Source organism: Hungatella sp. L36, from assembly GCF_014288035.1.
The window spans coordinates 840,812-866,213 of the sequence record NZ_JACOPC010000001.1; the positions used below are offsets into that span (position 1 = coordinate 840,812).

General features: G+C 48.9%; 15 protein-coding genes. 12 read left to right on the forward strand and 3 right to left on the reverse strand.

The window, feature by feature from the left end; genetic code table 11:
- Positions 1 to 66 precede the first annotated feature (66 nt).
- From H8S80_RS03685 to H8S80_RS03720, 7 genes are all read left to right on the forward strand, one after another.
- Positions 67 to 1,596, forward strand: coding sequence for a sugar ABC transporter ATP-binding protein (locus H8S80_RS03685; protein WP_002600257.1), 1,530 nt, complete (start codon positions 67 to 69; stop codon positions 1,594 to 1,596).
- Positions 1,580 to 2,611, forward strand: a complete 1,032-nt coding sequence (locus H8S80_RS03690; RefSeq protein ID WP_002600256.1) for an ABC transporter permease — start codon at positions 1,580 to 1,582, stop codon at positions 2,609 to 2,611. The genes H8S80_RS03685 and H8S80_RS03690 overlap by 17 nt, the downstream gene beginning before the upstream one ends.
- Positions 2,608 to 3,588 (forward strand): galactofuranose ABC transporter, permease protein YjfF, encoded by a 981-nt coding sequence (yjfF, locus tag H8S80_RS03695; protein WP_002600255.1) that lies wholly within the window; start codon positions 2,608 to 2,610, stop codon positions 3,586 to 3,588. Before H8S80_RS03690 ends, yjfF begins: the two co-directional genes overlap by 4 nt.
- 65 nt (positions 3,589 to 3,653) lie before the next feature.
- Positions 3,654 to 5,435 (forward strand): cache domain-containing sensor histidine kinase, encoded by a 1,782-nt coding sequence (locus tag H8S80_RS03700; RefSeq protein ID WP_117630259.1) that lies wholly within the window; start codon positions 3,654 to 3,656, stop codon positions 5,433 to 5,435.
- 9 nt (positions 5,436 to 5,444) lie between these two features.
- Entirely contained in the window at positions 5,445 to 7,301 is a 1,857-nt protein-coding gene (locus tag H8S80_RS33990) for a substrate-binding domain-containing protein (protein WP_207662618.1), read from the forward strand.
- Positions 7,302 to 7,722: 421 nt separating this feature from the next.
- Entirely contained in the window at positions 7,723 to 8,283 is a 561-nt protein-coding gene (locus tag H8S80_RS34105; RefSeq protein WP_243007802.1) for a hypothetical protein, read from the forward strand.
- Between the two features lie 256 nt (positions 8,284 to 8,539).
- Positions 8,540 to 8,872 (forward strand): sporulation initiation factor Spo0A C-terminal domain-containing protein, encoded by a 333-nt coding sequence (locus H8S80_RS03720; protein ID WP_002600251.1) that lies wholly within the window; start codon positions 8,540 to 8,542, stop codon positions 8,870 to 8,872.
- Here the strand turns inward: H8S80_RS03720 and H8S80_RS03725 are convergent.
- The 3 genes from H8S80_RS03725 to H8S80_RS03735 all read right to left on the reverse strand — a co-directional run bounded on the left by H8S80_RS03725 (position 8,869) and on the right by H8S80_RS03735 (position 11,715).
- On the reverse strand, positions 8,869 to 9,243 hold the full coding sequence (locus tag H8S80_RS03725; protein WP_002600250.1) for a hypothetical protein: 375 nt from the start codon (positions 9,241 to 9,243) through the stop codon (positions 8,869 to 8,871). The genes H8S80_RS03720 and H8S80_RS03725 overlap by 4 nt on opposite strands.
- A gap of 111 nt (positions 9,244 to 9,354) precedes the next feature.
- Complete coding sequence (locus H8S80_RS03730) at positions 9,355 to 10,455, reverse strand: O-antigen ligase family protein (protein ID WP_243010326.1); 1,101 nt, start codon at positions 10,453 to 10,455, stop codon at positions 9,355 to 9,357.
- Between the two features lie 663 nt (positions 10,456 to 11,118).
- On the reverse strand, positions 11,119 to 11,715 hold the full coding sequence (locus H8S80_RS03735; RefSeq protein ID WP_002600248.1) for a TetR/AcrR family transcriptional regulator: 597 nt from the start codon (positions 11,713 to 11,715) through the stop codon (positions 11,119 to 11,121).
- A gap of 144 nt (positions 11,716 to 11,859) precedes the next feature.
- Here H8S80_RS03735 and H8S80_RS03740 point away from each other — a divergent pair, with 144 nt between their 5' ends.
- From H8S80_RS03740 to H8S80_RS03760, 5 genes are all read left to right on the forward strand, one after another.
- The gene (locus H8S80_RS03740) at positions 11,860 to 12,384 is read left to right on the forward strand and encodes a nitroreductase family protein (RefSeq protein WP_055655264.1); all 525 of its coding nucleotides are present in this window, start codon (positions 11,860 to 11,862) and stop codon (positions 12,382 to 12,384) included.
- Between the two features lie 140 nt (positions 12,385 to 12,524).
- A complete protein-coding gene (locus H8S80_RS03745) occupies positions 12,525 to 13,235 on the forward strand; it encodes a LytR/AlgR family response regulator transcription factor (RefSeq protein ID WP_117630261.1) in 711 nt (236 codons plus the stop codon).
- Between the two features lie 31 nt (positions 13,236 to 13,266).
- Positions 13,267 to 14,631, forward strand: coding sequence for an ATP-binding protein (locus H8S80_RS03750; protein WP_181987854.1), 1,365 nt, complete (start codon positions 13,267 to 13,269; stop codon positions 14,629 to 14,631).
- 330 nt (positions 14,632 to 14,961) lie between these two features.
- A complete protein-coding gene (locus H8S80_RS03755; protein ID WP_117630263.1) occupies positions 14,962 to 23,706 on the forward strand; it encodes an InlB B-repeat-containing protein in 8,745 nt (2,914 codons plus the stop codon).
- A 224-nt stretch (positions 23,707 to 23,930) separates the two neighbouring features.
- Complete coding sequence (locus H8S80_RS03760; protein ID WP_117630264.1) at positions 23,931 to 25,379, forward strand: carbohydrate ABC transporter substrate-binding protein; 1,449 nt, start codon at positions 23,931 to 23,933, stop codon at positions 25,377 to 25,379.
- The last annotated feature ends 23 nt before the right edge of the window (positions 25,380 to 25,402 follow it).

Genomic DNA, 25,402 nt, shown 5'->3' on the forward strand with positions numbered 1-25,402 from the left:
GTACGGGGACGCAGCGGAACACTGTTGCGTCCTTTTATCATGAAGGGGAAGAAAGAAGGAGGAAGCATGGAAGAGAAGAAAGAGCTTCTAACAATGAACCATATATCAAAGCATTTCTCTGCCGCCGTGATTGCCCTGGATGATGTAGAATTCCGGCTGAACCGTGGAGAGATCCACGCGCTTTTAGGGGAGAACGGCGCCGGCAAATCCACTCTGATCAAGGTTTTGACCGGGGTCGAGGAGCGGACTGCCGGGACGGTATTCTTAGAGGGCAATGAGATTTATCCCAAAAGTCCCCAGGAGGCGCAGCAGGCCGGGATCAGCACCGTATATCAGGAGGTTAATCTCTGCCCCAACTTATCGGTGGCGGAGAATATCTACATCGGCAGGGAACCGGTAAAGGGAGGGCGGATCGACTGGAAGACCATCAACGCCAATGCAGCCGCCCTCTTAAAGAAGTTTGATTTGGATATCAGCGTCACAAGGACGCTGGACAGCTATTCCGTGGCAATTCAGCAGATGATCGCCATAGCCAGGGCGTGCGACATATCCGCCAGGGTGCTGATCCTGGACGAACCGACCTCCAGTTTATCGACCGCTGAGGTGGAAAAGCTGTTTGAGATCATGAAGAAGCTGAAAAGCCAGGGGATGGGGATTGTCTTTGTCACACATTTCCTGGATCAGGTCTATGAGGTCTGCGACAGGATTACGGTGCTCCGGAACGGAAAGTACGTGGGGACTTATGAAACGGAGCATCTGCCGCGGGTGGAACTGGTCGGAAAGATGCTGGGCAAGGATTACGACAAGCTCAATGCAGTGACGGCTTCGGAGGACGGGAGCCGGGAGGACGGGGAGATTCTCGTGGAAATGGATCATGTCTCCGGCCTTGGCACGATCGAGGACTTTGACCTGACCATCCGGCGGGGCGAGGTGCTGGGTCTGTCGGGGCTGCTGGGCTCCGGCCGCTCGGAAACAGCCAGGCTGATCTTCGGCGTGGACCAGGTGGAAAAAGGCCAGCTGAAGATGAAGGGCAAAAAAGCCGCTCTGAAAACTCCGCTGGACGCCATCCGGGAAGGGGTTGCCTTTTGCCCGGAGAACCGGAAGACGGAGGGGATCATCGGCGATCTGTCCATCCGCGACAACATCATTCTGGCGCTTCAGGCAAAGAAAGGGATGTTTGCCGCCATTACCAGACAGGAGGCGGAGCGCATTGCGGATGAATACATTGAAAAGCTGGAGATCAAGACGCCGTCCAGGGATCAGCTGATTAAGAATTTAAGCGGAGGTAACCAGCAGAAGGTGATTCTCGCCCGATGGCTGGCCACCGACCCGGATTTACTCATGCTGGATGAGCCGACCAGAGGAATTGACATTGGAACAAAGGCGGAGATCCAGAAGATCGTCGTGGATTTAGCACGGAAGGGCATGTCGGTCCTCTTCATTTCGTCGGAGATCGACGAGATGCTCCGCTGCTGCAAACGGATGGTAGTGCTGCGGAATTTGAAGAAGGTTACGGAGTTAAAGGGGCAGGAGATCTCGGAGGGCGAGATCATGCGCTATATAGCGGGAGGTGAAGCAAATGAAAAAGTGGAGTAAGCTGACGAAATACCAGGCGTTCTGGCCATTTGTCATTCTGCTTGCCATCATTGTGTTTAACGGAATTATCACAGGAGGCAGCTTTTTCCAGATGAAGATCGTGGATGGCCATCTCTACGGGCGGGTGATCGATATCATCCGGAACGGAAGCAAGCTGATGATTCTGGCGGCAGGGATGACCATGGTGCTGGCCACGGGTGGAACCGATATCTCCGTAGGCTCTGTGATGGCCATCAGCGGAGCGGTTGCGTGCAGTATTATCAGCGGCAGCCTCTTCCCGGCGGTTGGAGGCAGTGTGGCTGTAGCCATCTGCGCGGCGGTGGCGGCCGGGGTGCTCTGCGGGCTGTGGAACGGCTTCCTGGTAGCTAAAATCAAGATACAGCCCATTGTAGCTACCATGATCCTGATGGTGGCGGGGCGGGGTATCGCCCAGCTGATAACGTCGGGCAAGATCATTACGGTCAATTCAGGCGCCTATTATTTCATTAACGGCGGCTATATTCTGGGACTTCCGTTTCCGGTATTTATCGTGCTGTTCGTCGTAATCATTCTGATTCTCTTTACGAAGAAGACCGCATTTGGGCTTTTCCTGGAATCCACGGGATGCAATTCTCTGGCCAGTAAATTTGCTGGAATCCATGTGGATAAAATCAAGCTGCTGGTGTACACCTGCTGCGGAACGCTGGCAGCGGTGGCGGGGCTGATTGAAAGCGCAGGAATCAAGGGCGCGGACTGCAATAACGCGGGACTGATGATCGAGATGGACGCGATTCTGGCGGTAGCCATCGGCGGGACTTCACTGAACGGCGGGCGGTTTTCGATACCGGCCAGCATTGCAGGCGCTCTGATTATCCAGAGTATCACGACAACCGTCTATGCGCTGGGCATTGCCCCGGAGATCACACAGGTGGTAAAGGCAGTTCTGGTTGTCATTATCTGCCTGTTCCAGTCAAAGGAATTCAGGGAACAAATCGAAAATCTGCTTCATAAGGGAAAGGCGGTGCAGGGAGCATGAAGGAACGGTCCGGAAAGAAAGTAAAGATCAATAATATATCGCTGCTGATTACCATCATTCTGTTTGTGGCGCTGTTTTCGTTTGGCGCGGTCCGGTATGACCGGTTTTTATCCCTCTCTACGCTGTTTAATCTGATCAATGACAATTCGTATCTGATCATAGCGGCCATTGGGGTTACGTTTGTGCTTCTCACAGGCGGAATTGATATCTCCATTGCGTCCACCATCGCGTTTACCTGCGTTCTGTCGGCGTATATGCTGAAACGGGGCGTTCCGGCGCCGGTCGTGATCGCGCTCGTGCTTATCATCGGCCTTCTGCTGGGAGCCTCTATGGGATATATCATCCACTACTTCAAGCTTCAGCCATTTATCGTGACGCTGGCGGGACAGTTCCTGATGCGGGGGCTGTGCGCGGTGATCAGCACGGAGTCCATACCCATCAGCAACTCCTTTTATAAGAAAATGGCCCTTACGAGAGTCATGATTGGAAAGGGAAAATTATACTCCTATGCCTTTATCGCCTTCGCGGTAATCGCGGTTGCCTTTTACGTGCTCAAGTACACGAAGTTCGGCCGCAGCGTTTACGCTCTGGGCGGAAATGAACAGTCGGCCGTTCTTATGGGGCTTCCGGTGGCCAGAACCAAAATCGCTGTCTATGCCATCAGCAGCTTCTGCGCGGCGCTGGCCGGCGTCGTCTTCAGCTTCTATACGCTGGCGGGCTATTCCCTCCAGAATATGGGCCTTGAGCTGGATGCCATCTCCTCCGCCGTAATCGGCGGCACGCTTTTGACCGGCGGAGTGGGCAGTATTATCGGAACCGCCATCGGCGTGCTGATCCAGGGCATTATCCAGACGATTGTCATCTACCAGAACCTCAATACATGGTGGACGAAGGTGACGATCGCGGCGCTGCTGTGCATCTTTATCGTTATCCAGAGGATCATCTCCATACGTGCCGAAAAAGCGAAGGGAAGGTAGGTTCTAATTGTAAAACAGTACCATTGCTGTTATACTGGTAGAAGAATGATACAGGGGTGAGTGCAATGAAATTTGTGAAGAATAAAATCATGAATCTGTCTATCCGAAACAAGATGATTTTATCCTACATTTTAATTGCACTCATCCCTTTCTGTATTTTCGGGATCGTGGTCATCAGCATTTTTGCCGGACAGGCGGAAAATGATATCTCGGAGCACACGGGCCAGATGATCAGCCAGGTGAGAACCTCCATCGATGTCTATATCAGCAGTATTGAAAAAATCTCCAACTATGTGATCGAAGAGCTGAGAAGCGTGGATTTCAATGAGATGTATACGGAAGACGACATATTCTGGATGCAGGAGAGCTCAAAGGCAGTCGCCAGGCTGAAGCATGTGGCCAATACCCATCCGGAGGTGGCAGGAATTCTGTTTGCCACGGAGAATGACCTGTATATCAGCACGGGGATGACCCGTATCTCCAGGGATTCCTTCGTGAATGAGGAGTGGTACAGGCTGGCGGTCAGCAATCCGGACACCGTCTGTCTGATCAGCGACACGTCGGGCCGCAATATTGTGACCAATGAAAGCTACAGCATCGACAATGTATTTTCCATGGTGAAGGCAATCTATAAGGAAGGAACCACGGAGGTCATGGGCGTGCTGCTCATGGATATCAAGCACGATATCATTTCCCAGTCCATCGACAATATTACGATCGGACAGAAGGGGTTTGTATTCGTGATCGATTCGGAGGACCGTGTGGTCTACACCCCGGCCAATCCCATTACCTACCGGGTGAATCCCGACTGGATCCGGAAGGAAAATGCGCCTGTGACCGCCAGAATACGGGGAGAAAAGTACCAGATCCGCAGCGAACGTTCGGATTACACGGGCTGGCGTGTGGTCGGGGTATTCTCCATCGACGAGATTATGGGGCACATGAATACGCTGATTTTCGCGCTTACCTGCGGATTGCTTCTGCTTCTGGTGTTTGTCTTTGTGATTACGGTGAAGATATCCCAGACGATCACGAATCCGGTGGTGGAGCTGGAGCAGCTGATGAAAAAGGCGGAGTCCGGGGATCTGGCCGTCCGCTTTCAGGGAGATTACCATGACGAGGTCAGCGAGCTGGGGCGTGATTTTAACCATATGCTTGTGCGGATCGAGGACCTGATCCAGCAGGTATACATCGAGCAGAAGAACAAGCGGATGGCGGAGCTGAAGGTACTCCAGGAACAGATCAAGCCTCATTTCCTGTACAATACCCTGGACACCATAAGCTGGATGGCCAGGGATTACGGAGCCGGGGATGTGGTGCGGCTGGTGGATGCGCTGACCAATATGTTCCGGATCGGGCTGAGCCGCGGCAGGGACTATATCAGCGTGGAGCAGGAGCTTTCCTATGTGGCCAACTATCTGTATATCCAGAAGATCCGTTACGGCGGCAAGCTGAATTACCAGATCGTCAAGGATGAGGAAATCTTAAATGAGGAGGTTCCCAAGCTGATGCTCCAGCCTCTGGTGGAGAATGGAATCTACCATGGGATCAAGACCAGAAGGGGGGAAGGGCATCTCACCATCCGGGCCGTAAAAACCGCGGATGGGCTGCTGGAGTTCTCCGTGGAGGACGACGGATCAGGCATGAGCGCACAGCAGGCGGAGGAACTGAACCATCTGTTAAATGAACCCTGCGAGCTGGAGGAGCGGCAGAGCTTCGGACTGTTCTATATCAAGGAACGGCTGCGGATCAAGTACGGAGACGGATTTAAGATCCGGGTCAACAGCATCGAGAATGTGGGAACGAAGGTTGTGATCCATATTCCGATCCAGGAAGACGGTGTATAGGAGATGGCGATGAAGAGAAAATGGATGGCGGCAGCGGCAGCAGTCCTGATTCTGCTGGCAGCAGGAGTCTGGTGGCTGTATACGGAAAGAGGCCGCGGCCAGATCGAACAGGTGGACTATGTGATCGGAGTCTCCCAGGCCAATATGCGTGAGACCTGGAGGCTGGCATTAATCAGTGAGATCGAGGATGCGGCAGCGGAATATCCCAATATCAGGCTGATCATGACCGACGCCACTTCTGATGGGGAAAAGCAGAAGAAGGATGTGGAGAGACTCATGCAGTTTGATATCGACCTTCTGATTATCTCCCCCGGAGATGCCAGGGAGATGACGGATGTGATTGGCCAGGTGTACCAGAAGATTCCGGTTATCGTCATGGACCGCGGCGTGGAGGGCTTTGATTACACTCTGTTTATCGGCCCGGATAACGAACTGATCGGACGGCAGGCAGGCGAAGGGGCCGCGAAACGGCTCGCGGGAAAGGGAGGGACTGTGTTCGAGGTCTGCGGAAGCGAGAATTCCATTTCCAGTGCCGAGAGAAGCAAGGGATTTGACCTGGTGCTTTCCAGGGAGCCGGGGATCGTCAGAGAACAGTTTCGTGTGGAGCAGGAGTCCAGGGACCAGGCGGAGGACTTATTTCTGGAGCTGGGACAACGGCTGGCGGGGGTGGACGTGGTGTTTGCCCACAACGATTACATGGCATCCGGGGTCTATGAGGCGGTGAAGAAGCTGGGGTACTCCCCGGAAATTATAGGAGTGGACGGATTTTCCGGCCCCAATGGAGGCATGGATCTGGTGCGGCAGGGAAAGCTGAGCGAGACCATTACCTGCCCCACCGGCGGCAAGGAGGCGATCCGGTATGCCATGGATATCTTAAACGAAGTCTCCGGAGTTCCCAAACAGGTTATTCTGCGGAGCCACAACATTACCATCGACAATGTGGACAGCGAGGTGAAGTGGGAGCAGTATAAAAAGAAGGACAGGAACACGATCCAGGTGGGATACTCCCAGGTGGGAACCGAGAGTGCCTGGCGTCTGGCCAATACGGAGTCCATCAAGAGCGCGGCCAGGGAGGCCGGGATCAGCCTTCATTTTGAGGATGCGGATCAGCAGCAGGAGAGGCAGATCGAAGCCATCCGCACGTTTATCAGGGAGGAAGTGGATGTGATTGTTCTGTCGCCGGTGGTGGACAGCGGCTGGGATAAGGTCCTGACGGAGGCCAGGGAAGCCGGGATTCCCGTGCTGCTGTCGGACAGAAGGATTGAGACAGAGGATGACGGGCTGTACCTGACGTACATCGGCGCGGATTTCATGGAGGAGGGCAGGCGCGCCATGCGCTGGATCGCCGCTAATGTGAAGCCGGAGCATGGGCCGGTGAAGATCATGGAGCTCCAGGGAACTTTAGGCGCATCGCCTACCGTGGAGCGCAAGCGCGGTTTCGAGGAACAGATGGCCGGAAATCCCGGCTATCGGATTGCCTACTCCGAGTCGGGAGACTTTACATATGAAGGCGGCCGCCGGATCATCGAAGATTATACTGAAAACTACCTATGGGACATTGATGTGATCTACGCCCACAACGATGATATGGCTTTAGGCGCTGTGAACGCTTTGGAAGAGCATGGAATCCACGCGGGCAGTGACGTGGTAATCGTATCGGTGGACGGCACGAAGGATGCCTTTCAGGCCATGATAGACGGCAAATTGAACTGCGCCGTGGAATGCAACCCTCTTCTCGGCCCGCAGCTGATGAAGGCGGTGCAGGACCTGATGGAAGGGAAGGAACTGCCGCTGCGGATTATTACGGAGGAAAAAGTGTATGATCAGACGGATGCGCGGGAAGTGATGAAAGAGAGAAGGTATTGAGGGGATAATCAAAAACTCTGAAAGCCGGTTGTATGCCGCCGGTTTTCAGAGTTTTCTATTAATCATGTTCTTTATTCATACCGGCATCCTCATAGGCTGGAACTCCCGATCGGTTGTAATATGGTGATTTTAGCAAATATTCTTTGGGAATACAAGGGAATAACCGTGCTTTGGAGGGGATGGTAATTATGGTAAGCAAAGGAAAAAGAGATTTACGAAAAAGATATTTAAGAAAAAAGAAAGGTAATGGTGTGGACAATCGATTATAATGAAATAAAGTATTTTTATGGGATGAAGCAGATAAACCTGTACTGGCCGGACGCAGCCACTTTGTGAAATCGCAGATGGATACGAATTCAGAATAATCAATGGGATAGTAATGTGGGATGGATAAGACGTAAAGAACAGGAGGCTCTATAAGATGAAAAATAAAATGACATATAGAATGAGAAATAGAATGAGAAATCAAACGAAAAAATTACTGCAGCCTGCATTTCTAATAGTATGCGTACTCGCATTAACCGGATGTACCGGGAAAACCGACAGTACGACGAGCCACGAACCACTCATCCAGCATACCGATACCGGCGCGACCAGTAATCCGGCCGCGGACAATAAAAAGGATATGGAACGCACATCTGCTGAAACGGAATCTGCTGCCTCAAACCGTGAAACGGTCAGCTCCGACATCGAAGCGTGTATACGTGAGAAGATGGATACCTTTGAAGAGGACTGTACGCTGACTGGTTTGTGGTATGACAGAGAGCGGTCTGAGAGGATCATCGATTCGTATATGGAATACGGCCGCGGCGCTTCGAATGGAGTGAAACGGGACGATGTCATTGTCATTCTGTCCGATTTAAAAACAGGAGAAAATACCTGGAGTTTTGAACCGAACGCTGTGTATACGGACTGGAACTGGATTTTGATCCGGGATGGCGAGACGTCTGAGTGGGTTGTGGATGATTATGGGAATGAATAGAGAGGAAATTCGGGGCTGAACCGTATAGCGGTTGTTTCGATGGGGGCTGTTGGCGGTATATGATTTGACAGGGATGCTGTTTCAGACGGTATCCCTTTTTTATTTTAATATCGATGTTTTTGATATTCTTCCATCAGGCGTTATAAATAAAAACTCTCAACGTTTATATATACGTCGAAAAAAGTCGAGATATATCGATTGATTTGCCATAAATTTCCATAGTATGATTGAAGGTGATAGGGAGAGGAGAAAAGCCATGAGAGAAAGAGAGATAGAAAATCTTTTGCTACGGCTTGGAGCGAATCGATCATATACAGGATTTTACTATGTAATATCTGCAGTACAATTATCCATAGAAGATGGAGATAAGTTACAATTAATATCGAAATGGTTATATCCAGAGGTAGCAAAGAAATACCATACATCAGTACAATGCGTAGAGAGAAATATCAGAACGCTGGTTGCATTAATATGGAATAAAGGTGACCGGTCACTGCTCGAACATATTGCCTATACCCCTTTGAGAAAGAAACCGAATAATGCTGCATTTATTTCTATATTGGTTTCCTATCTTTGCGACGAGAACTAGGGCGGAGTTATATTTTTTCTGCTTTTTACTAACTGCCAGATGAATTGATGCATCCAATCTACGGTTCCCTGTAATTTTACATTTTCAGTGTTTAATTCGTCGATTTTATAAGTGAGAATTGCAATGATTTCACGAGTGTTATTTATCTTATGCGGAGCAATGATTCTTCGAACAATGGGAGAGGATGAAGCAATCATTTGATCAGCAAGTAATTCATCGCGTTCATAACAGTTTAGATTGACGAATTCTTTATATTCTATTGGCAGCAGCACCATATCAAGATCACATCTCGGACAGACCGCATATTTGGCTAAAGGATAATAAGAATAAAACCCGCATTTTTTACAAAAATATACTGATAAGTCGCGCATAAGAAATCTCCTTTTAAAACTTTTTTATAGTTAGATTATAACTCTAAAAAAGTTTTTAAGGAGCATACAGTAATTCGACAAAAAACGACGTATGCTCTGCAGACCGGTGATTCAGACCGGTTTGCAGAGATTATAATCCTTATTTTTCCGTATACCAAGCTCGCCTAGCATGAGAAGCATCCACATAATCGGTGTAGCAATTGGCAGATTCAGGTTTACAAATGCCTGCGCCGAGTAACAGAGCACTGCAAAAAAAGCCGCTGTGACATACTGGTTTTTGTTGGCTCTGCGAATGACTCTCACTGCAAAAGAAATCAAAAAGGCAAGGTACGCAATTAATCCGGCAAATCCTACTGTGACGAGATAATGCAAATACTCATTATGCGCGTTATCAAATGTCTGACCGTAAATGTTTCCTTTTGTCTTATTTAATAACACAATTCCAAAAGTATCAGGGCCGAAGCCAATGATTTTTTTCCTCAATGGAAACTGGTTAAAGCATTCCATGGCATTGCGCCATATGTAACCCCTGTGAGTCCCCCAGTCATCATTAAACAGCAGATAACTGCCAAGAGCTCCATACCGTTCTGCGTTTCCTTGGAAATTAACGTCAACGAGTGCGTATCCGACACCCAGAATGCAAAGTACCAGAAGTGCCATCCAGGTTCTTTGCAAGCCTCTGCAGCCTGTCGGCTTATATTCATTTTTACTGAAACTATGAGTCTGCATAGAGGCGGACATGTTTTTCTTGTGGGCATTTACAAAATCTGGTCCGTAAACGAAGGCGCAGAGAATCCAGAGAAGTAATATGAGAAAGAGAAGGCCATCGCTTTGGGATATGATCTGAAACGCGCTGTCGATCTCCGGCACGCTGGTTCCCAGCCCGGTATTAATCCAGTCAATGCATTGGATCACCGAGAAAAATGAAGTGATGATTAATAAATAGGCTTTGACACCCTTCTTGTTCTGAAACAGATAAAGCGGAAGAAAGCCGAACAACGCGGCCAGTGACAGGTAGGCATTATCGCTGATCCCCATGACCAATGCAAAGATGCTGATAATGAGACTGACAAAGTACAGACACTTCTTTTTCCATCTGCCTTCTGCTGCAAACAATACGGCCGACACCGCCGTTACCATTCCGACCAACGCAGTATACGTATTGATATTACCAATTGTTGAGGTAAACATAAACTTTTCGTTTTCTGCCATTCCCACTTTAAAGTGCAGGAGATCCAACTGAAAGTAATCCGTAATACCAAATATACAAACGAGTAAATTTGCGGCTAAAAATGCATCAAGGTACCATCTTTTAAAATTCCCCAATCTTGTTACACAAAAGTATGATGCTCCATATAGACTGAGTAGGAAGAGTCCGGAAAAACGCCCCTCATTTCCCCAAAAAGATTCATACACGTAATCGGAACGGATCGTTGAGATGCCTGCGATGAGCAGAAAGACCAAAAGTGCGGTATCAATGGTGGAAAACGTCTTTATAAAATCCTTCCATTTAAAAGATGCAAAATACGTTTTCAGACTACTCTGCCCGATAGTACCGGCGATTAATGCAGCTGTCAGCAGAAAAATTACTGACCCGATATAAAAATAATATTTTACCTTCAATAGTTCATAATACTGATTCACAACAAAAAGGGGAAAACAACACAGAATCAAAAACACATAAACATCGATGATATGCGGCAACAACATGGAATCACTGCTCCTGTTTGTTCCCTTACCCGTTTTTACTGACGACATAAATACCCCTCTCCACGCTGTATAAAACCATAACTTATCTGTTAATGGCTCGTTTTTTATATTCCAGTATAGTATTTCCGGCGTTCTCCCGGTATTTCCTGCGGACTACAAGGCAATTCAGCCGGACAATAATTGAAGGATTGTACTGGTAACCTGTTCCTTAAAAATGAAAAAATTCAGGCCGATATGTGAGAATGAGGACTGTTCCTGCCTCAATGCATCGATCAAAATACAACAGGTATAAATCGTCTCCATAAGATCGGCTCGTTCCACACCATTTTTATTCAGCAGCCGGATCAGCTTCATAAAATATTCATTTTCTAAATCTGAAAAATGACGGTTGATCTCTTCGTCTTCTAATATCATCATTCTTAACTGTGCTAACGCGTGCCCGGAGTCTGCATACAATTCGAGATATACAGTGACCCAGTTTTCCACGAAATCCGGTAATGGAAGCGTCTGAGATTGTTCCAGTTCTTCAAATAAACGTCCCGAAATCTCTTCGAGATAGCTGTCAAATGCTGCAATATATATTTCCCGCTTATCTTTAAAATAACTGTATACGGCTCCGGTTGAAACACCGGCGTGTTTTGCAATCTCGATGGTATTTGTTTTGTAGTAGCCGTGTTCACAAAAAAGTTTAAAACCGGAGCTTAAAATCTTTTGTTTTCTTTCTATGGACCGTCTCTGGACGGGAATTCTCTTATCAGCCATATCCTCACCTCTTTTTTATTATACATGGGGTCCTGCCCCAGGTCAATAAAATGTGAATTATTATTCGCATTTTATTGACGTCTGCTGAAATCCCTGCTATGATTATAAACGTGAAGTATTATTCATGTTTTGAAGGAGGATATTATGGACTTTTTAACTTTAGCGAAAAAACGTTGTACGACACGTGGATTTATGGAGAAAGAAATACTGTCAAAAGATCTGGAACAGATATTGTCAGCGGGACGGGTTGCCCCAACTGCCTGCAACAGGCAGCCGCAAAGAATCATCGTTGTCCGGAGAAGAGAAAACATGGTAAAGGTAGAAAAAGCGTACCGAACCTTTGGCGCTCCATGCGCACTCATCGTCTGCCGGGACAGGCGCGGAGAATTGATCCGCCCCTATGATAAAAAGTGTTCCGGAGATCTGGATATAGGTATTGTCTGTGACCACATGATGCTGGCAGCGAGAGAGTTGGAAATTGGAAGTGTCATGGTAGGCTTGTTTGATCCTGCTGTTATAACAAAAGAATTTATCCTGCCGGAATATTTAGAGCCGACAGCGCTGTTGTTCCTTGGGTATCCCAGCAAAGGCTTTTTGGACTCAGAACGGCACGCAGAGGAGAGAAGGCCGCTGTGTGAAACGGTGTGGTATGAAGCGTACGCTGAGTGATCCAACAGGATAGCAATACCAGTTCATCCGTTCCGCATTTTATAATCCGCAATTTTATGTCAGAAAGCAATTAGCGTCTACCCATAACGGAGTTTGTAAGGTATAATAAAAGATACCAAAAAATGGGGGAGAATTGATGCATGAAGAAATATACGGTGTGTATCTGTGACGACGAACAGCTGATACGCGACAAACTGAAAAAATATATATTACGGTATTCCTTCGCATATGACGTGGAGATCGATCTCATCGAACTGGATGCCGCCGAAAAACTGTATGACCTGACGAATCCTTATGACATCCTGTTTCTGGATATCCGGTTCGGGAACAGAAGCATCGGCATCGATATTGCCGAGGAACTGCGAAAACGGGGAAATACGTCGATTATCATTCTGACTACGGCTCTGAAATCCATGTCCATAGACGGATACCGGGCGGAACCGTTTCGGTTTATTGTGAAACCATTTACGGAGGAGGAGATCATAGCCGTCCTCAACGCCTGCTCCCATAAGCTGGACCGCTCCGTATCCTATATAAAGATTACGAATGACTCTCATACCAATCTGCTCCGGACGGATAAAATCATGTATATTTATTCGAAACTCCGCAAACGGCATATCGTGTGCCAGGATGGAGCGCAGATCGGCACATGGCAGAGTCTCCGTGAGCTCATGGACAGTCTGCCGTCCGACAAATTTGCGTATTCACACAAAAGCTACATTGTCAATCTGGATATGGTGGATACGGTCAACGACAGCAAAATCTTACTTACAGACCACAGCGCTGCGCCGTTGGGCCTCCATTTCCGGGATTCATTTATGAAAACGCTGCTTCACAATTCAGATATCTGAAGCACAACGCAGATACAAAGGTGGTATGAGTATGCTTGACACGATTTTAGCCTATGGCAAATGTATTCTGGATTTTGCTTTACTTTTCTGGTTCACCATGCAGTTCTTCACACTCAGATGGGAGAAACGCCGGCTGGTCTCCTGGGGACTGCTGTTAGGCCTGTCTACAGTTCAGTTTCTCATAAATTTACTGTACATACCGGAGCTGAATACAATGACTGCTCTTCTCTGCAGTCTGATCTTAAACCTGATGCTCTTCAAGGGCAGTATCGCCGCGAGGCTTCTCTGTTCCTTCTTTGAGGTTCTTCTGCTTTTAATCTGTGAAAGCATCCATGTTTTGATCTACGCCTCCATGATCAGGGTGAATATGATTGCCGTCATAAATGATACCATTAAAAATGCAGGCTTTAACCTCTGCAGCACCGGCATGTTCTGTGTTATCCTCCTGGTTGTCCGCTATTTCCATTGGCTGAAACAGAGAAAGGAGAACACGGAGCTTACGATAACGGAAAATCTGTCGATTATCACAGTCCCCGTAGTCAGTATTTTTGTTATATACTATGTATTTAATATTCTCGGTTTGAATACGAAGCTGGGGAACCGTGCCGATTCCCTAAGCATGATCTTTTTTCTGGGCGTCTTATTCATGAACCTGGCGGTGATTCTGGGGGACAACCATTGGCGGAAACGCTGCCAGCTTCAGCACGAATTAGACAGACTGTCCCGCATCGAACAGCTGGACCGGGTGGTGATCGGACAGCAGGATGCGTTTATTGAAGAGTTAAAAGGACTGGCTCACGATTATACGAAACAGATCGACGGCATAAAACACCTGCTGCAGGAGGGGGCGGGCGGCGGGGAGGGAGAGCTTGTGGAGCGTGATATCCGGTCCTATGCGGATGAAATGCTTCATTATATCGAAGACAGTTACCGGTTCGCCTTTATCCCCTCACCGGCTCTGCGGTCGATCCTGTGCCAGATACAGCTTAGCTGTGATTCCGCGCAAATCCAATTTGATACGAATATCCTGTTCTCTGACTTTTCTTTTATGGCATTTCCTGATATCTACACCATCTTTGAAAATCCGCTGGAAAATGCGGTCAGGGCCTGCGGCGAGATAACAGACAGCAGTCTGGCACGCCGGATCGCTTTAACCATATCCAGAAAGAAGAACCTGATCTGGGTGGAAATAAAGAACACCAAAACGAATCCGGTCAGGGTGAAGCATGGCAGCATCCAGACCACAAAGCCGGATGAATCGAAGCACGGACTGGGAATTAAGAACATGAAGCGGGTGGTGAAGAAGTATGGCGGATATAGCCATGTGGAATATACAGAGGAAGAATTTGTTGTTACCATGGCGCTGCCGGTTTCATTTCCGGCTTCAGGCAGCTGAAACACAGGAAAAATGTATTAAAATCAGAAAAAAGCGGATTGAAAAAGATAATTGTATATAGTATAATAGGAGACGCATTGGAAAATTTAACCAGTTCTTATAATCACAATTATTGGAACTAATCAAAACATGAAACTCATATAGAATACAACGGGTCTGTGAAATTGGGCCTGTTGTATTTTTTTTCTTTCCGGTATGCAGAAATCCCCCCTTTCTTCCGGTTATTTGATGAAGATAATTGTGATTATCAGATATAAACCTAATGAAGAAGGGAGAGCAGGCACATAAAAGAATAGCAGTGTTATAAATTTACCATGAAGGAGAAAAAGTATGAAAAAGATCAAGCGGATCACAGCGTTTTTGCTGTGCTTCTGTATGGTATGGAATCTTTCAGTACCGCAGGCATTTGCAGCGTCAGGACTGGATACTGATATCAATAATGAGAAACAGGCTGCTGAAAAGGCGACAGATTCCAATGCAGGGAAGGAACAGGGGGAAGACAGCAGATCAGAGAAGGATGCGGCAACAGCCACATCGTCCAATACACCGCATAAGAGTGAAACGGCAACTGCAGCCGACGCTGTGAAACGGTATTCCGGAAATGTAGAATTGGTGATTGTCAATAATAATAATGGAGAGGCAATTCCGATTACGAAAGGTGACAGTTATCAGTTAGACGTCGAGATTACTCCTGCGGATGAAGGAATTCAACCGGAGTTTGAGAGTAATGATACATCGGTTGCCACGGTGGATGAGAATGGTCTGATCACGGCGCTGGAGACAGGGGGAACATCTGTCACGGCTTCTGTCAAGGATTCGGATGGGAACTTCCTGGATCTTGCATCTGTTCGAATTAATGTCGTTGAACAGGAAACGGTAACCATTACGCTTCATGGAAATGGCGGTCTGTTCCAGGACGGAAGTTCAGAGAAAAGTCTGGTGGCTAAAATAGGGACATCTTTATGGGTTCCATCAATCACATATGAAGGCATGTCTTTTACCGGCTGGTATTCCGATGTCGGATGCAGTCAGCTGGTAACAGACAACTCCTACATAAATGCACAGGAAGATCTGGAGTTATATGCTGGCTGGACTGAAAGCTGTACCGTTACCTTTGACTTTGGAGGCTATAAAGACAGCAATCAAAAGACTGAAAAGACGTATGAGGTCGGAAAGGGCCTCAGGCTGACGCATGTTCCGAGTATGCCGGCTGAACCGTCAGATAAGACGAATAACAAGATGTTTGCCGGCTGGAAGACACCGGATGGGACGATCCTCTCTGCATCGGATATTTGGAATTACAAACCATCCGGTAACGAGACCATAGTCGCCCAGTGGGTGGATTATTATACCATCACCTACGACTACGGCGGAATTTACTATAACGGGAGTGATTCCAGCACCGAATTTGTTATGCCGGGAGAAAAGGTAAAAAGATATCCCTACCTGCCGGATGGCCCATCACAGGAAACGAACCAGAAGATGTTTATTGGATGGAAGAATTCTGAAGGCAGGGTGATTAGCAGAAATGACATCTGGAATTATATTCCGCAGAGGAGTGAAAACCTGACGGCCCAGTGGTCAGGATACTATGAGATCAACTTCGATTATAACGGAGTTGAGTACAATGGGGCGACGAACTATATCAGGCAGATTATAGCTGGAGACAGAGTTTCGGCGCCGTATATACCCAATGACCCGTCACAGACCGGAGGAAAGGCGTTCATAGGCTGGAAGATTCCTTCGGGAGAGATTTTAACCGGTTATAATGTGAACCGATACTGTCCGGCTGGAAACGAGACGATTGTTGCCCAGTGGGGAGAATACTATACGGTTACCTTCGATTATAACGGAGTGACCTATAATGGAAACCAGAAGCAGACGTATCAGTTGGCAGTCGGTCTGCCGTTGGAAAACAATTACAGCTACATACCGGAAAATCCGGAGAATACGGAAGGAAAGATGTTTACCGGCTGGAAGAATGCGGAGGGAACAATCATTTCAGGAAACGACATCCGCGATTACATACCAGCAGGCGATGAGGTGCTGACTGCCCAGTGGACGACCGATTTTTATACCGTCCTCATGGACTATAATGGGGTGACGTACAGCGGACAGACCCAGTCAAACGCGTACGCCATGCCGGGAAGCACACTGAAAAATTATCCGTATTTTCCGTCAGATCCGTCACAGACAGAAGGAAAGTCATTCCTGGGATGGGAATCGGAAGCGTCAGGAACATTTATCCCGGAAAATAATATTTACAGCTACGTACCTTCCGGCAATGAGACGCTGACGGCAAAATGGGCGGAGGCCACTCTGGAGATTACGTTTGACTATAGCGGAATCACGTACAACGGGAAGACGTCGACGACTGTTTTAACGGTACCAGGGACGGAGCTGGGATACAAGATCCCGTCATTTTCCCAGAATCCTGCGGATACAGCGGGAAAACTTCTGAAAGGGTGGAAAGCAGACGGGAAGTTTTATACCGAAGCTGAGGTAAGGGAGATGGTTCCTGCGGCCGCCATGACATTTCTGGCATGCTGGACGGAGGAGTATTACAAGGTAACCTTTGATTATAACGGAATTGTCTATGATCAGAAGCGTTTTGAGGAGAAATACGCACTTCCGGGCAGGTCGATCGGCACGACGCCGGGGATCCCCAATGAACCGTATGAGGCATATAACCAGGTTCTGTTAGGGTGGCAGACGGAAGGCGGCGAACTGATTTCCAACGATGAGGTGAGCCGGTACATTCCGTCGGGAAACGAGACTCTGACGGCCAGATGGTCAAAGTATGTGACGGTCACCTACGATGCCAATGGAGGAAAAGCAAACAGCAAAAAGGAATACGTACCGCTCGGCGAAGCGGTCAGGAGGGCGAACAATCCGACGAGGACAGGCTATAAGTTTGCCGGCTGGTTTGAGAAGGAAACCGGGAAGCGGGCAGAGAACGATGTCTATCTTCCGACCGCGGATGTCACACTTGTTGCCCAGTGGAAGGAATTCTATACACTGACGTATGATGCCAACGGAGGAAGCTACACCTATGACAGCTATAAAACGGCTGAAGTCATAAAAGGTGAGGGAACGTATTTAAACGGCGAATACGGGTACAAGAAGGAAGGCTTCACGCTGGAAGGCTGGTGTGAGGATCCGGAGTGTGAAGGACCTGTGCTGACCGGTAACTATATACCAGAGCGCGATACGGTCCTGTATGCAAAATGGACCACCTATTACACGGTTACGCTGGATCCGGGCATCGGTTCGGTCAGCAGTAATACCGTGATTGTCAAGGCAGGGGAATCCATTGGATATTTAAACAATCCGCAGAGCCGGGAGGCGGCATTTGATGGCTGGTATCTGGATCAGGAATGGACCAGACGGGCCACAAAGGGCTACATTCCGGAAGCGGACGTAACGCTCTATGCAAAATGGAGCAGCAATACGTATCGGGTGACCTTCCATGCGGGAGGAGCCTGGATATACGACAACCAGTCACAGGAGTATGCAGGGGAAGTCACGCGGCAGGCAGAAAAGAACAGGCCTCTGGCGGAAAGCTCAATTTCCACCAACCGCAGCGGCTACGAATGCATCTGGTATCTGGATCAGGAGTATCAGACTCCGTTTAACTGGTCCTCCGCTGTTGAAGCGGATTTGGATCTCTACGCGGCCTGGAGAAAGACTATCAAGGTATACTGGGACGCGGATGGCGGAAGAGATACTTCAGGTAAGACAAACGGCAGCTTTATCGTGAGGCAGGGGGAAGCGTACAGCCTGCCGAAAGTAGAGAGAGATGGCTATGGATTGGCCGGCTGGGTGACGGATGATGGCACGGAAGTGACCGGCCAGACCAGATTCTATGAGAATAACAGCATAAAGGCTGTCTGGACAACGGGATACCGGGTGAGCCTCGACGCGGCGGGAGGAGCGTTTGCGAAGAGTGATTACTATAAGCCGGTGTTCTATGTAAAACCGGGAGAAAAGTGCGGTTACAGGCCGGCTCCAACCAGGGAAGGCTGTGCGTTTGCAGGCTGGTTTGATGAGAACGGCCGGGATATCGGGATGATCTACTCCTATCAGCCGCAGAAGGATACGAAGCTGACGGCTCACTGGACGGAGGATTACGTTACCGTGCGCTTCCATGCGGGCGGCGGCGAGCTCTATGACGACAGCAAGGGGACATATGTCCAGATGATGGAAGTCAGGGTACCGAGAAACCGGAGTTACTACGAAGTGACAGGGACGGTGCCGAGTGAACAGGAGCTGGATGGAATGGTGTCCGACGGATGGGCGCTGACAGAAGGAGGAATGGAGAGCATTGACCTGGTCAGCTATCCGTTTGCGGCAGACGCGGACCTCTATCCTGTCTGGAAAGAGTGCTGGTATATCGGTGTCGAACTGATGGGCGGCTTTCTCAACGGGAACAGGGATCAGCATGACAGAGGCTATCTGGTGCCACGGGGAGCCGATCTCGCTTCATCGCAGCTGACAGCCAAATATCTGTCGAAGCCGGGCTATATTTTCGGCGGCTGGTATGCGTCAGTCGACTACAGCGGTCAGAAGTATGAGATTCCATTTAAACCGGAAGGCAATATGACCCTCTATGCGAAATGGCTGGAAGGAGACGGTTCCTTATTTACGGTTTCCTTCGATGCGGCCGGAGGCAGCGAGGTGGAGAGCCAGAAGGTGATGGAAGGCTCCATGGCATCAAAACCGAAGGATCCGGAAAAAGCCGGCTGCATTTTCAACGGCTGGTACCGGGATTCTGAATATAAGTATCTATACCGCTTTACCGATCTGGTAAACCAGGATCTTACCCTGTATGCCAGATGGATCGAGACGACCGATGTCAATGACGCCTCGGTGGTGGTGAATGGGGAGTATATTTATACGGGAGAACGGATCGTCCCGGATATCACTGTGAAGATGGGGAACCTGACGCTGGTGAAAGATACGGACTACACGGTGAGCGGAGGCGGAATCGACGCCGGACCAGCCAGTGTGACCATTCAGGGTGCCAATGGGTATAAAGGAACGCGGGAAGTGCCTTTTGTGATAAAGAAGGCTGCTTCTGAAGCGGAAGTACCGGAAGGGCCATTTGTATTTACGTATGGCCAGAAATATAAAGATGTGGAGCTTCCGGCCGGATGGAGCTGGAAGAATCCGGAGGACAGCGTCGGTGAAGCGGGAAGCCGTCAGGCGGGTATTTTTTACGCCGCGGCTGACTCCAACCATGAGGATAAGACTGCGTTCGTATCCGTTGTAGTAAAGCCGCTGTCCATATCCGGCGCGGTGGTGGTGCTTAAGCAGGAGTCGATGGAATACGACGGGACCGCAAAGGAGCCGGAGATTCTCTCTGTTACACTGAATGGGACGAAGCTGGCGGCCTCCGCCTATGATGCCCTCTATTCCAACAATACGGAACCGGGAACCGCAATGGTTACTGTGAAAGGAAAGGGGAATTACGAGGGAACGGTCTCCCTGGAGTTTACCATCGAAAAAGGAGACCCGGAGCTGATAATCGGGCAGATGGTATTTGAGGCTGTCTATGGCAGTTCCCTAAAGGACATCGAGCTGCCGGAGGGCTGGTCCTGGAGAGCGCCGGATACCTCGGCAGGCGGAGTAAGCACGGGCAACAAAGTGTTCAGAGCCGACTATAAGGCGCCGGCCGATTCCAAATATAAGGACAAGGAAAATGTTGGCCTGAAGGTGCACGTTGTGCCCCGGCCGATTGCGGCAGGCGAGGTAACACTGGAAGCACCGCCCTACATTTTCAGCAGCAGTCCGGTGGAACCGGAGGTAACTGTAATCTGCGGCGGCATGACGCTGGTGGTGAAACAGGACTATACATTGGAGTACAGAAATAATCAGGGCGTGGGAACGGCAGAGGCTGTCGTAACCGGAACAGGCAATTACAGCGGAACAGTGACGAAGGAATTTAAGATTATAGCAGATCCCTATGATATCGGCGGCGCGGAGATCACTCTGACTCCGGGTGTGGCTGGTTATACGGGAAAGGCCATCGAGCCGTCTGCCTCTGTCGTGATTGATCCCGTTGTGTTAGTCAGAGATACGGATTATACCGTTGCCTACAGCCATAACGTCGACCCGGGACAGGCAGATGCGGTGGTGACGGGCACAGGCAGGTATCACGGTTCCCAGACAGTACACTTTTTCATCGAACCGGAGAAATTCGAAATAACCGCCATTTACGGAAATCATCTGTCAGAATATCAGACAGATCTCCCGGACGGCTGGGAATGGAAGAATCCGGACGCGTATGTGGGCGATGTGACAGAAAACGGGACACCGGTTCCCGCTGTCTATACGGCAGGCGGCACGGAGAAGGAAGGGTTCTTCACGGTTAAGGTACTGCCGAAGGACATAAAGAATGAGACCGTTAAGACGGTAATTGACAGAAGTAGTCTGGTATATGACGGCACGGAACTTGTGCCGGAAGTAACGATCACGGATGAGGCTCTGAACGCGGTTCTGGCAGAAGGCACTGATTATGAGGTGAAATGCGAGAATAACAAGGACGCGGGAAAAGCCGGCATTACGATTACAGGTAAGCATAATTACACTGGCATGATCTCAGACGGTTTTACGATTGATCAGGCGGATTCAGAGGCAGAAATTCAGACAGATAAGCTTCAGGATCACGTCCTACATCTGACGATTAAGGAGGAACCATTCTTCCTGCTGGCAAGCTTTGCAGGGGATGGGGAAATCAGTTTCACCTCCAGTGACAGCACTGTATTTACGGTGGAGAAGAAGGTCAATGATTTTGGCGAAACCGATGGCTTTATTACTGTAAAGAACATAGGCGAGGCGGAGCTGACCATCAATGTCCCGGAGACAAAGAACTATAAAGGCTCCCGGCTGATCTGCCGGGTTGAGGTAGAGCCGGTGACGCTGCTGGATTCCGACATCAGGCTGGAAAAGACATCGTACGTTTATACCGGACAGCAGATAAAACCGGAACTCACCGTAGTGTCGCTTGAAACAGAACTGAAGGAAGGTACCGATTATACCGTTACCTACGGCCCCAACACGGAAGCTGGAAAAGAAGCGGGAAGCGTCACGGTTACCGGACAGGGAGACTACAGCGGAACGGTGACAGCAGTCTTTACGATTGAGAAAGCGGTGAATCCGGCGGAGGCTCCGAAGGCGGCAGAGGCGGTCTACGGGCAGAAGCTGGAGGAGATTACTCTCGCAGGAGGCTGGAGATGGAGTACGCCGCAGGAACGCGTGGGCAATGTGGGAAAGAACATCCACGAGGTGACTCTGGCAGAAACCGGTAACTATCTGGAAAAAACGGCAGAAACGGAAGTTGCCGTGTCCGCGAAGACGCTTGCAGATACCATGATCACGCTGGAATATGAGGAAACTTCCTACAGCGGAGGTGCGAAGGAACCGGGCGTCACCGTATCGGATGACGGTCTGATCTCAGAGGAAGATTACACGGTAAGCTATGAGAACAACAGAGATCCGGGAACTGCCGCTGTGACGGTTACCGGACAGAACAATTATACCGGAACGGTGGAAAAGCATTTTGCCATCAACCCGGCGGAACTGAAGGAAAGCGATGTAACTATCGAAGAAACATTTGTATACGACGGCACTCCGAAGACACCGGAACCGGTGGTTAAAGCCGGAGATAAGCTCCTGGAGCGCGGTACGGATTATGAGGTGAGCTACAGCGAGAATACGAATGCCGGCCACGGCCGCGCGGAGGTAACCGGAAAAGGAAAGTATCAGGGTACCGTCACAGCGCTGTTTGTGATTGAAAAGGCAGTGCCGGTCGTTGCGACACCGTCAGAATTAAAGGCGGTATACGGCAGTAAATTAAAAGAAGTGAAGCTGCCGGAGCATTTCTCGTGGAGCGACCAGGAGGCGTATGTGGGAGCTGCCGGAGACAATCTGACGGCGGCGAAGTATACGTCACCAGATTTCAATTATAAGGATCTGGACCTCACACTGACGGTGACGGTCGGTAAGCGGACGCTGGAGGAGGGAACATTTCTTCTGGAGACGCTGTCATACGTCTACGATGGATCGGGCAAACTGCCGGGTGTGAAGCCTCTGGCAGAGTATCTGACGGCTGAAGACTACAAGGTATCCTATGAGAGTAATGTAAATGCAGGAACGGCCTATGCGGTGGTAACCGGAACCGGTAACTGCCAGGGCTGGATCCGTCTGCCGTATCTCATTAAAAAGGCCGCTTCCGTAATCACAGTGGAAGCGGGAACCGAGATAACCAGATACGTATCGGAAGGCGCCGTAAACCTTGGAGCCGCTGTAACCAATGGCGGACAGCTGATTTATGCATCCTCCGACAGCTCTGTTGCCTCAGTCGATGAGACGGGCACGGTAAAACCGGTACGCCCGGGAACCGTGATTATAACAGTCAGCTATGAAGGTGACAGCAACCATCGGGCGGCAAAAGAGGAAGTGACGATGATTCTGAAGCGGTCCGGATCCTCCGGCGGCAGCTCTTCCGGAGGAAGCTCAGGAGGAAGCTCCGGCGGTTCCGTGGCGGGAAAGGGAAATACGCCTTACCGCGACGTGCCGCAGGGATATACAGGACCGACGAAGGTGATCGGCAGCGTTACGGTTCCGGAGTATGTTACGGAAGGAACGTGGCAGCAGCAGGCCGACGGCAGCTGGAGGTTTACAGACCAGTCTGGAAAGCGCTGTGCGGACAGCTGGGTGCCTGCGTATAACGGCTATGGCGACCCGTCGAAGGGACAGGGCGCGTTCAGCTGGTTCCGGTTTGATAAGGAAGGCAATATGATCACCGGATGGTTTGTGGATGAGAATGGAAATACCTTCTATCTGAATCCGGTATCTGATGGAACCCGTGGAAGCATGGTAACTGGCTGGGTATGGATTCCGGACAAGAACGGCGTCCTGAAATGCTATTATTTTAACTCGGTATCCGACGGAACCTGCGGCAAATTAATGAAAGACAGCGTCATTGACGGCAGTACCGTCAATGCAGATGGTGAGTGGACCGTAAATGGCGTTGTTCAGACGAAACAGGCAGATAACCAGAAGCAGAGTTAAGCCTGTAAGAGAAGCAGTTATGTGATAAAAATACCGGAATTTGTAAGAGTTTAATATGCAGTAAGTAAACTGGAATATCTTCACAATCTGAAGATATTCCAGTTTTTCTTATTATCGTGTATGATAGACATGAATAAAGTCCATAAAAAACTGAAGACCTGCTATGGGGGATTCAGCCTTCTTTTTATATAATAGACACATAAAACAATACAGGGGGTTACATCATGAATAAAAAGTTGACAGCATTACTGGCGGTATCATCTGTAACAATAGCGGCGCTGACCGGCTGTGGAAGCGGTCAGAGTGCTAAGACAGAAAGTACAAAGACAGAGAGTCCAAAAACAGAGAGCACGGCGGCTTCGTTGGACCAGAGCGGTGAAGCAGGCATTACCGATGCAGAAAAAAAGGTAGAAGGTGATTTAGAACTGGCCTTATTCCAGGGCGGTTATGGCGCTGATTATTGGGAAGAAATTATCTCCCGTTTTGAGGAAAAGTATCCGGATGTTCATGTGAATTATAAAATCAATCCGAAAATAGGAGATTTAATCCGACCACAGATTATCTCCGGCGATGTGCCAGATCTTATTTACCATAATATGGGGCAGAGCGACGGTGTTGTGCTTGGTCTTATAAAAGATAAAGAACTGCTGGAACTTACGGATTTGTTTGAAGAGAATGCGCTGGATAAAGAAGAGAAATTAAAAGATATTATGCTGGCAGGAAAACTTGAAAGCAAAGCGTACGCACCTTATGGCGATGGAAAAATATATTTAGCTCCGCTCAATACCTCGCCAACAGGACTGATCTATAACAAAGCACTGTTTGAAGAAAAGGGCTGGGAAGTGCCTGAAACGTGGGATGAATTCTTTGCACTGGGCGATGTGGCTAAGGAAGATGGCCGAGCGCTTATTACATTCCCTGGAATATACCCTACCTACTGTGAAAACTTTTTAAATACATCAATTGCGGATGCAGCTGGCATGGACGCTTTGAATGATATCTTTGATTACAAAGAAGGTTCATTTTCAAATGATAAGGTAATGCAGGTGCTTAAGAATATAGAAAAAATTAAAACCGGCGGTTATTTAATGGATGGCAGTACCGGTTTAAACCATACGCAGTCCCAGAGCGAGATGATGCTGGGAAAAGCGCTGTTTATTCCCAATGGTACATGGATTGAGAATGAAATGAAGGACGCGCCGAGAGAAAATGAAGAGAACTTTGAGTTTGCACTTTTACCAGGACTTAAATTAAACGCGGATGATCCGGATTTTGTCTCTACATCTATCGAACAGCTTTCAATACCGAAAAATGCAAAGAATCCGGAAGCTGCGAAGGAATTTATCCGTTTTATATATACAGATGATTCGGTTCGCCTGTTTGGCGAAAAAGCACAGGGAATGATTGCTGTAAAGGGGGCAACAGATCTGGTCAAAGAGTATTTTACTCCTGGTATGAACAACATGTTCTCTGTTCTGAGCGACGAGTCTGTAACCACATACTCTCCGGCATATCAGACGCCACCGGCCAATGCCAAATTTAATAAAAATATGATTTATGAAAATGGACTGCTTCCTGTTTTAAATGGTGAAATGGATGCAGAAGCATGGGCGGCCTTTACGGAAAAAGGATTTGCAAGCCTGAGAGAAGATCTGGCTTCTGAAAACAAATAATACATGACAAAGGAGGTATAAGA

Bases quoted from the DNA above. Each gene is read 5' to 3' on its own strand.
- H8S80_RS03685 (WP_002600257.1), top strand. From the start codon at position 67: ATGGAAGAGAAGAAAGAGCTTCTAACAATGAACCATATATCAAAGCAT.
- H8S80_RS03690 (WP_002600256.1), top strand. From the start codon at position 1,580: ATGAAAAAGTGGAGTAAGCTGACGAAATACCAGGCGTTCTGGCCATTT.
- yjfF (WP_002600255.1), top strand. From the start codon at position 2,608: ATGAAGGAACGGTCCGGAAAGAAAGTAAAGATCAATAATATATCGCTG.
- H8S80_RS03700 (WP_117630259.1), top strand. From the start codon at position 3,654: ATGAAATTTGTGAAGAATAAAATCATGAATCTGTCTATCCGAAACAAG.
- H8S80_RS33990 (WP_207662618.1), top strand. From the start codon at position 5,445: ATGAAGAGAAAATGGATGGCGGCAGCGGCAGCAGTCCTGATTCTGCTG.
- H8S80_RS34105 (WP_243007802.1), top strand. From the start codon at position 7,723: ATGAAAAATAAAATGACATATAGAATGAGAAATAGAATGAGAAATCAA.
- H8S80_RS03720 (WP_002600251.1), top strand. From the start codon at position 8,540: ATGAGAGAAAGAGAGATAGAAAATCTTTTGCTACGGCTTGGAGCGAAT.
- H8S80_RS03725 (WP_002600250.1), bottom strand. From the start codon at position 9,243: ATGCGCGACTTATCAGTATATTTTTGTAAAAAATGCGGGTTTTATTCT.
- H8S80_RS03730 (WP_243010326.1), bottom strand. From the start codon at position 10,455: ATGGCAGAAAACGAAAAGTTTATGTTTACCTCAACAATTGGTAATATC.
- H8S80_RS03735 (WP_002600248.1), bottom strand. From the start codon at position 11,715: ATGGCTGATAAGAGAATTCCCGTCCAGAGACGGTCCATAGAAAGAAAA.
- H8S80_RS03740 (WP_055655264.1), top strand. From the start codon at position 11,860: ATGGACTTTTTAACTTTAGCGAAAAAACGTTGTACGACACGTGGATTT.
- H8S80_RS03745 (WP_117630261.1), top strand. From the start codon at position 12,525: ATGAAGAAATATACGGTGTGTATCTGTGACGACGAACAGCTGATACGC.
- H8S80_RS03750 (WP_181987854.1), top strand. From the start codon at position 13,267: ATGCTTGACACGATTTTAGCCTATGGCAAATGTATTCTGGATTTTGCT.
- H8S80_RS03755 (WP_117630263.1), top strand. From the start codon at position 14,962: ATGAAAAAGATCAAGCGGATCACAGCGTTTTTGCTGTGCTTCTGTATG.
- H8S80_RS03760 (WP_117630264.1), top strand. From the start codon at position 23,931: ATGAATAAAAAGTTGACAGCATTACTGGCGGTATCATCTGTAACAATA.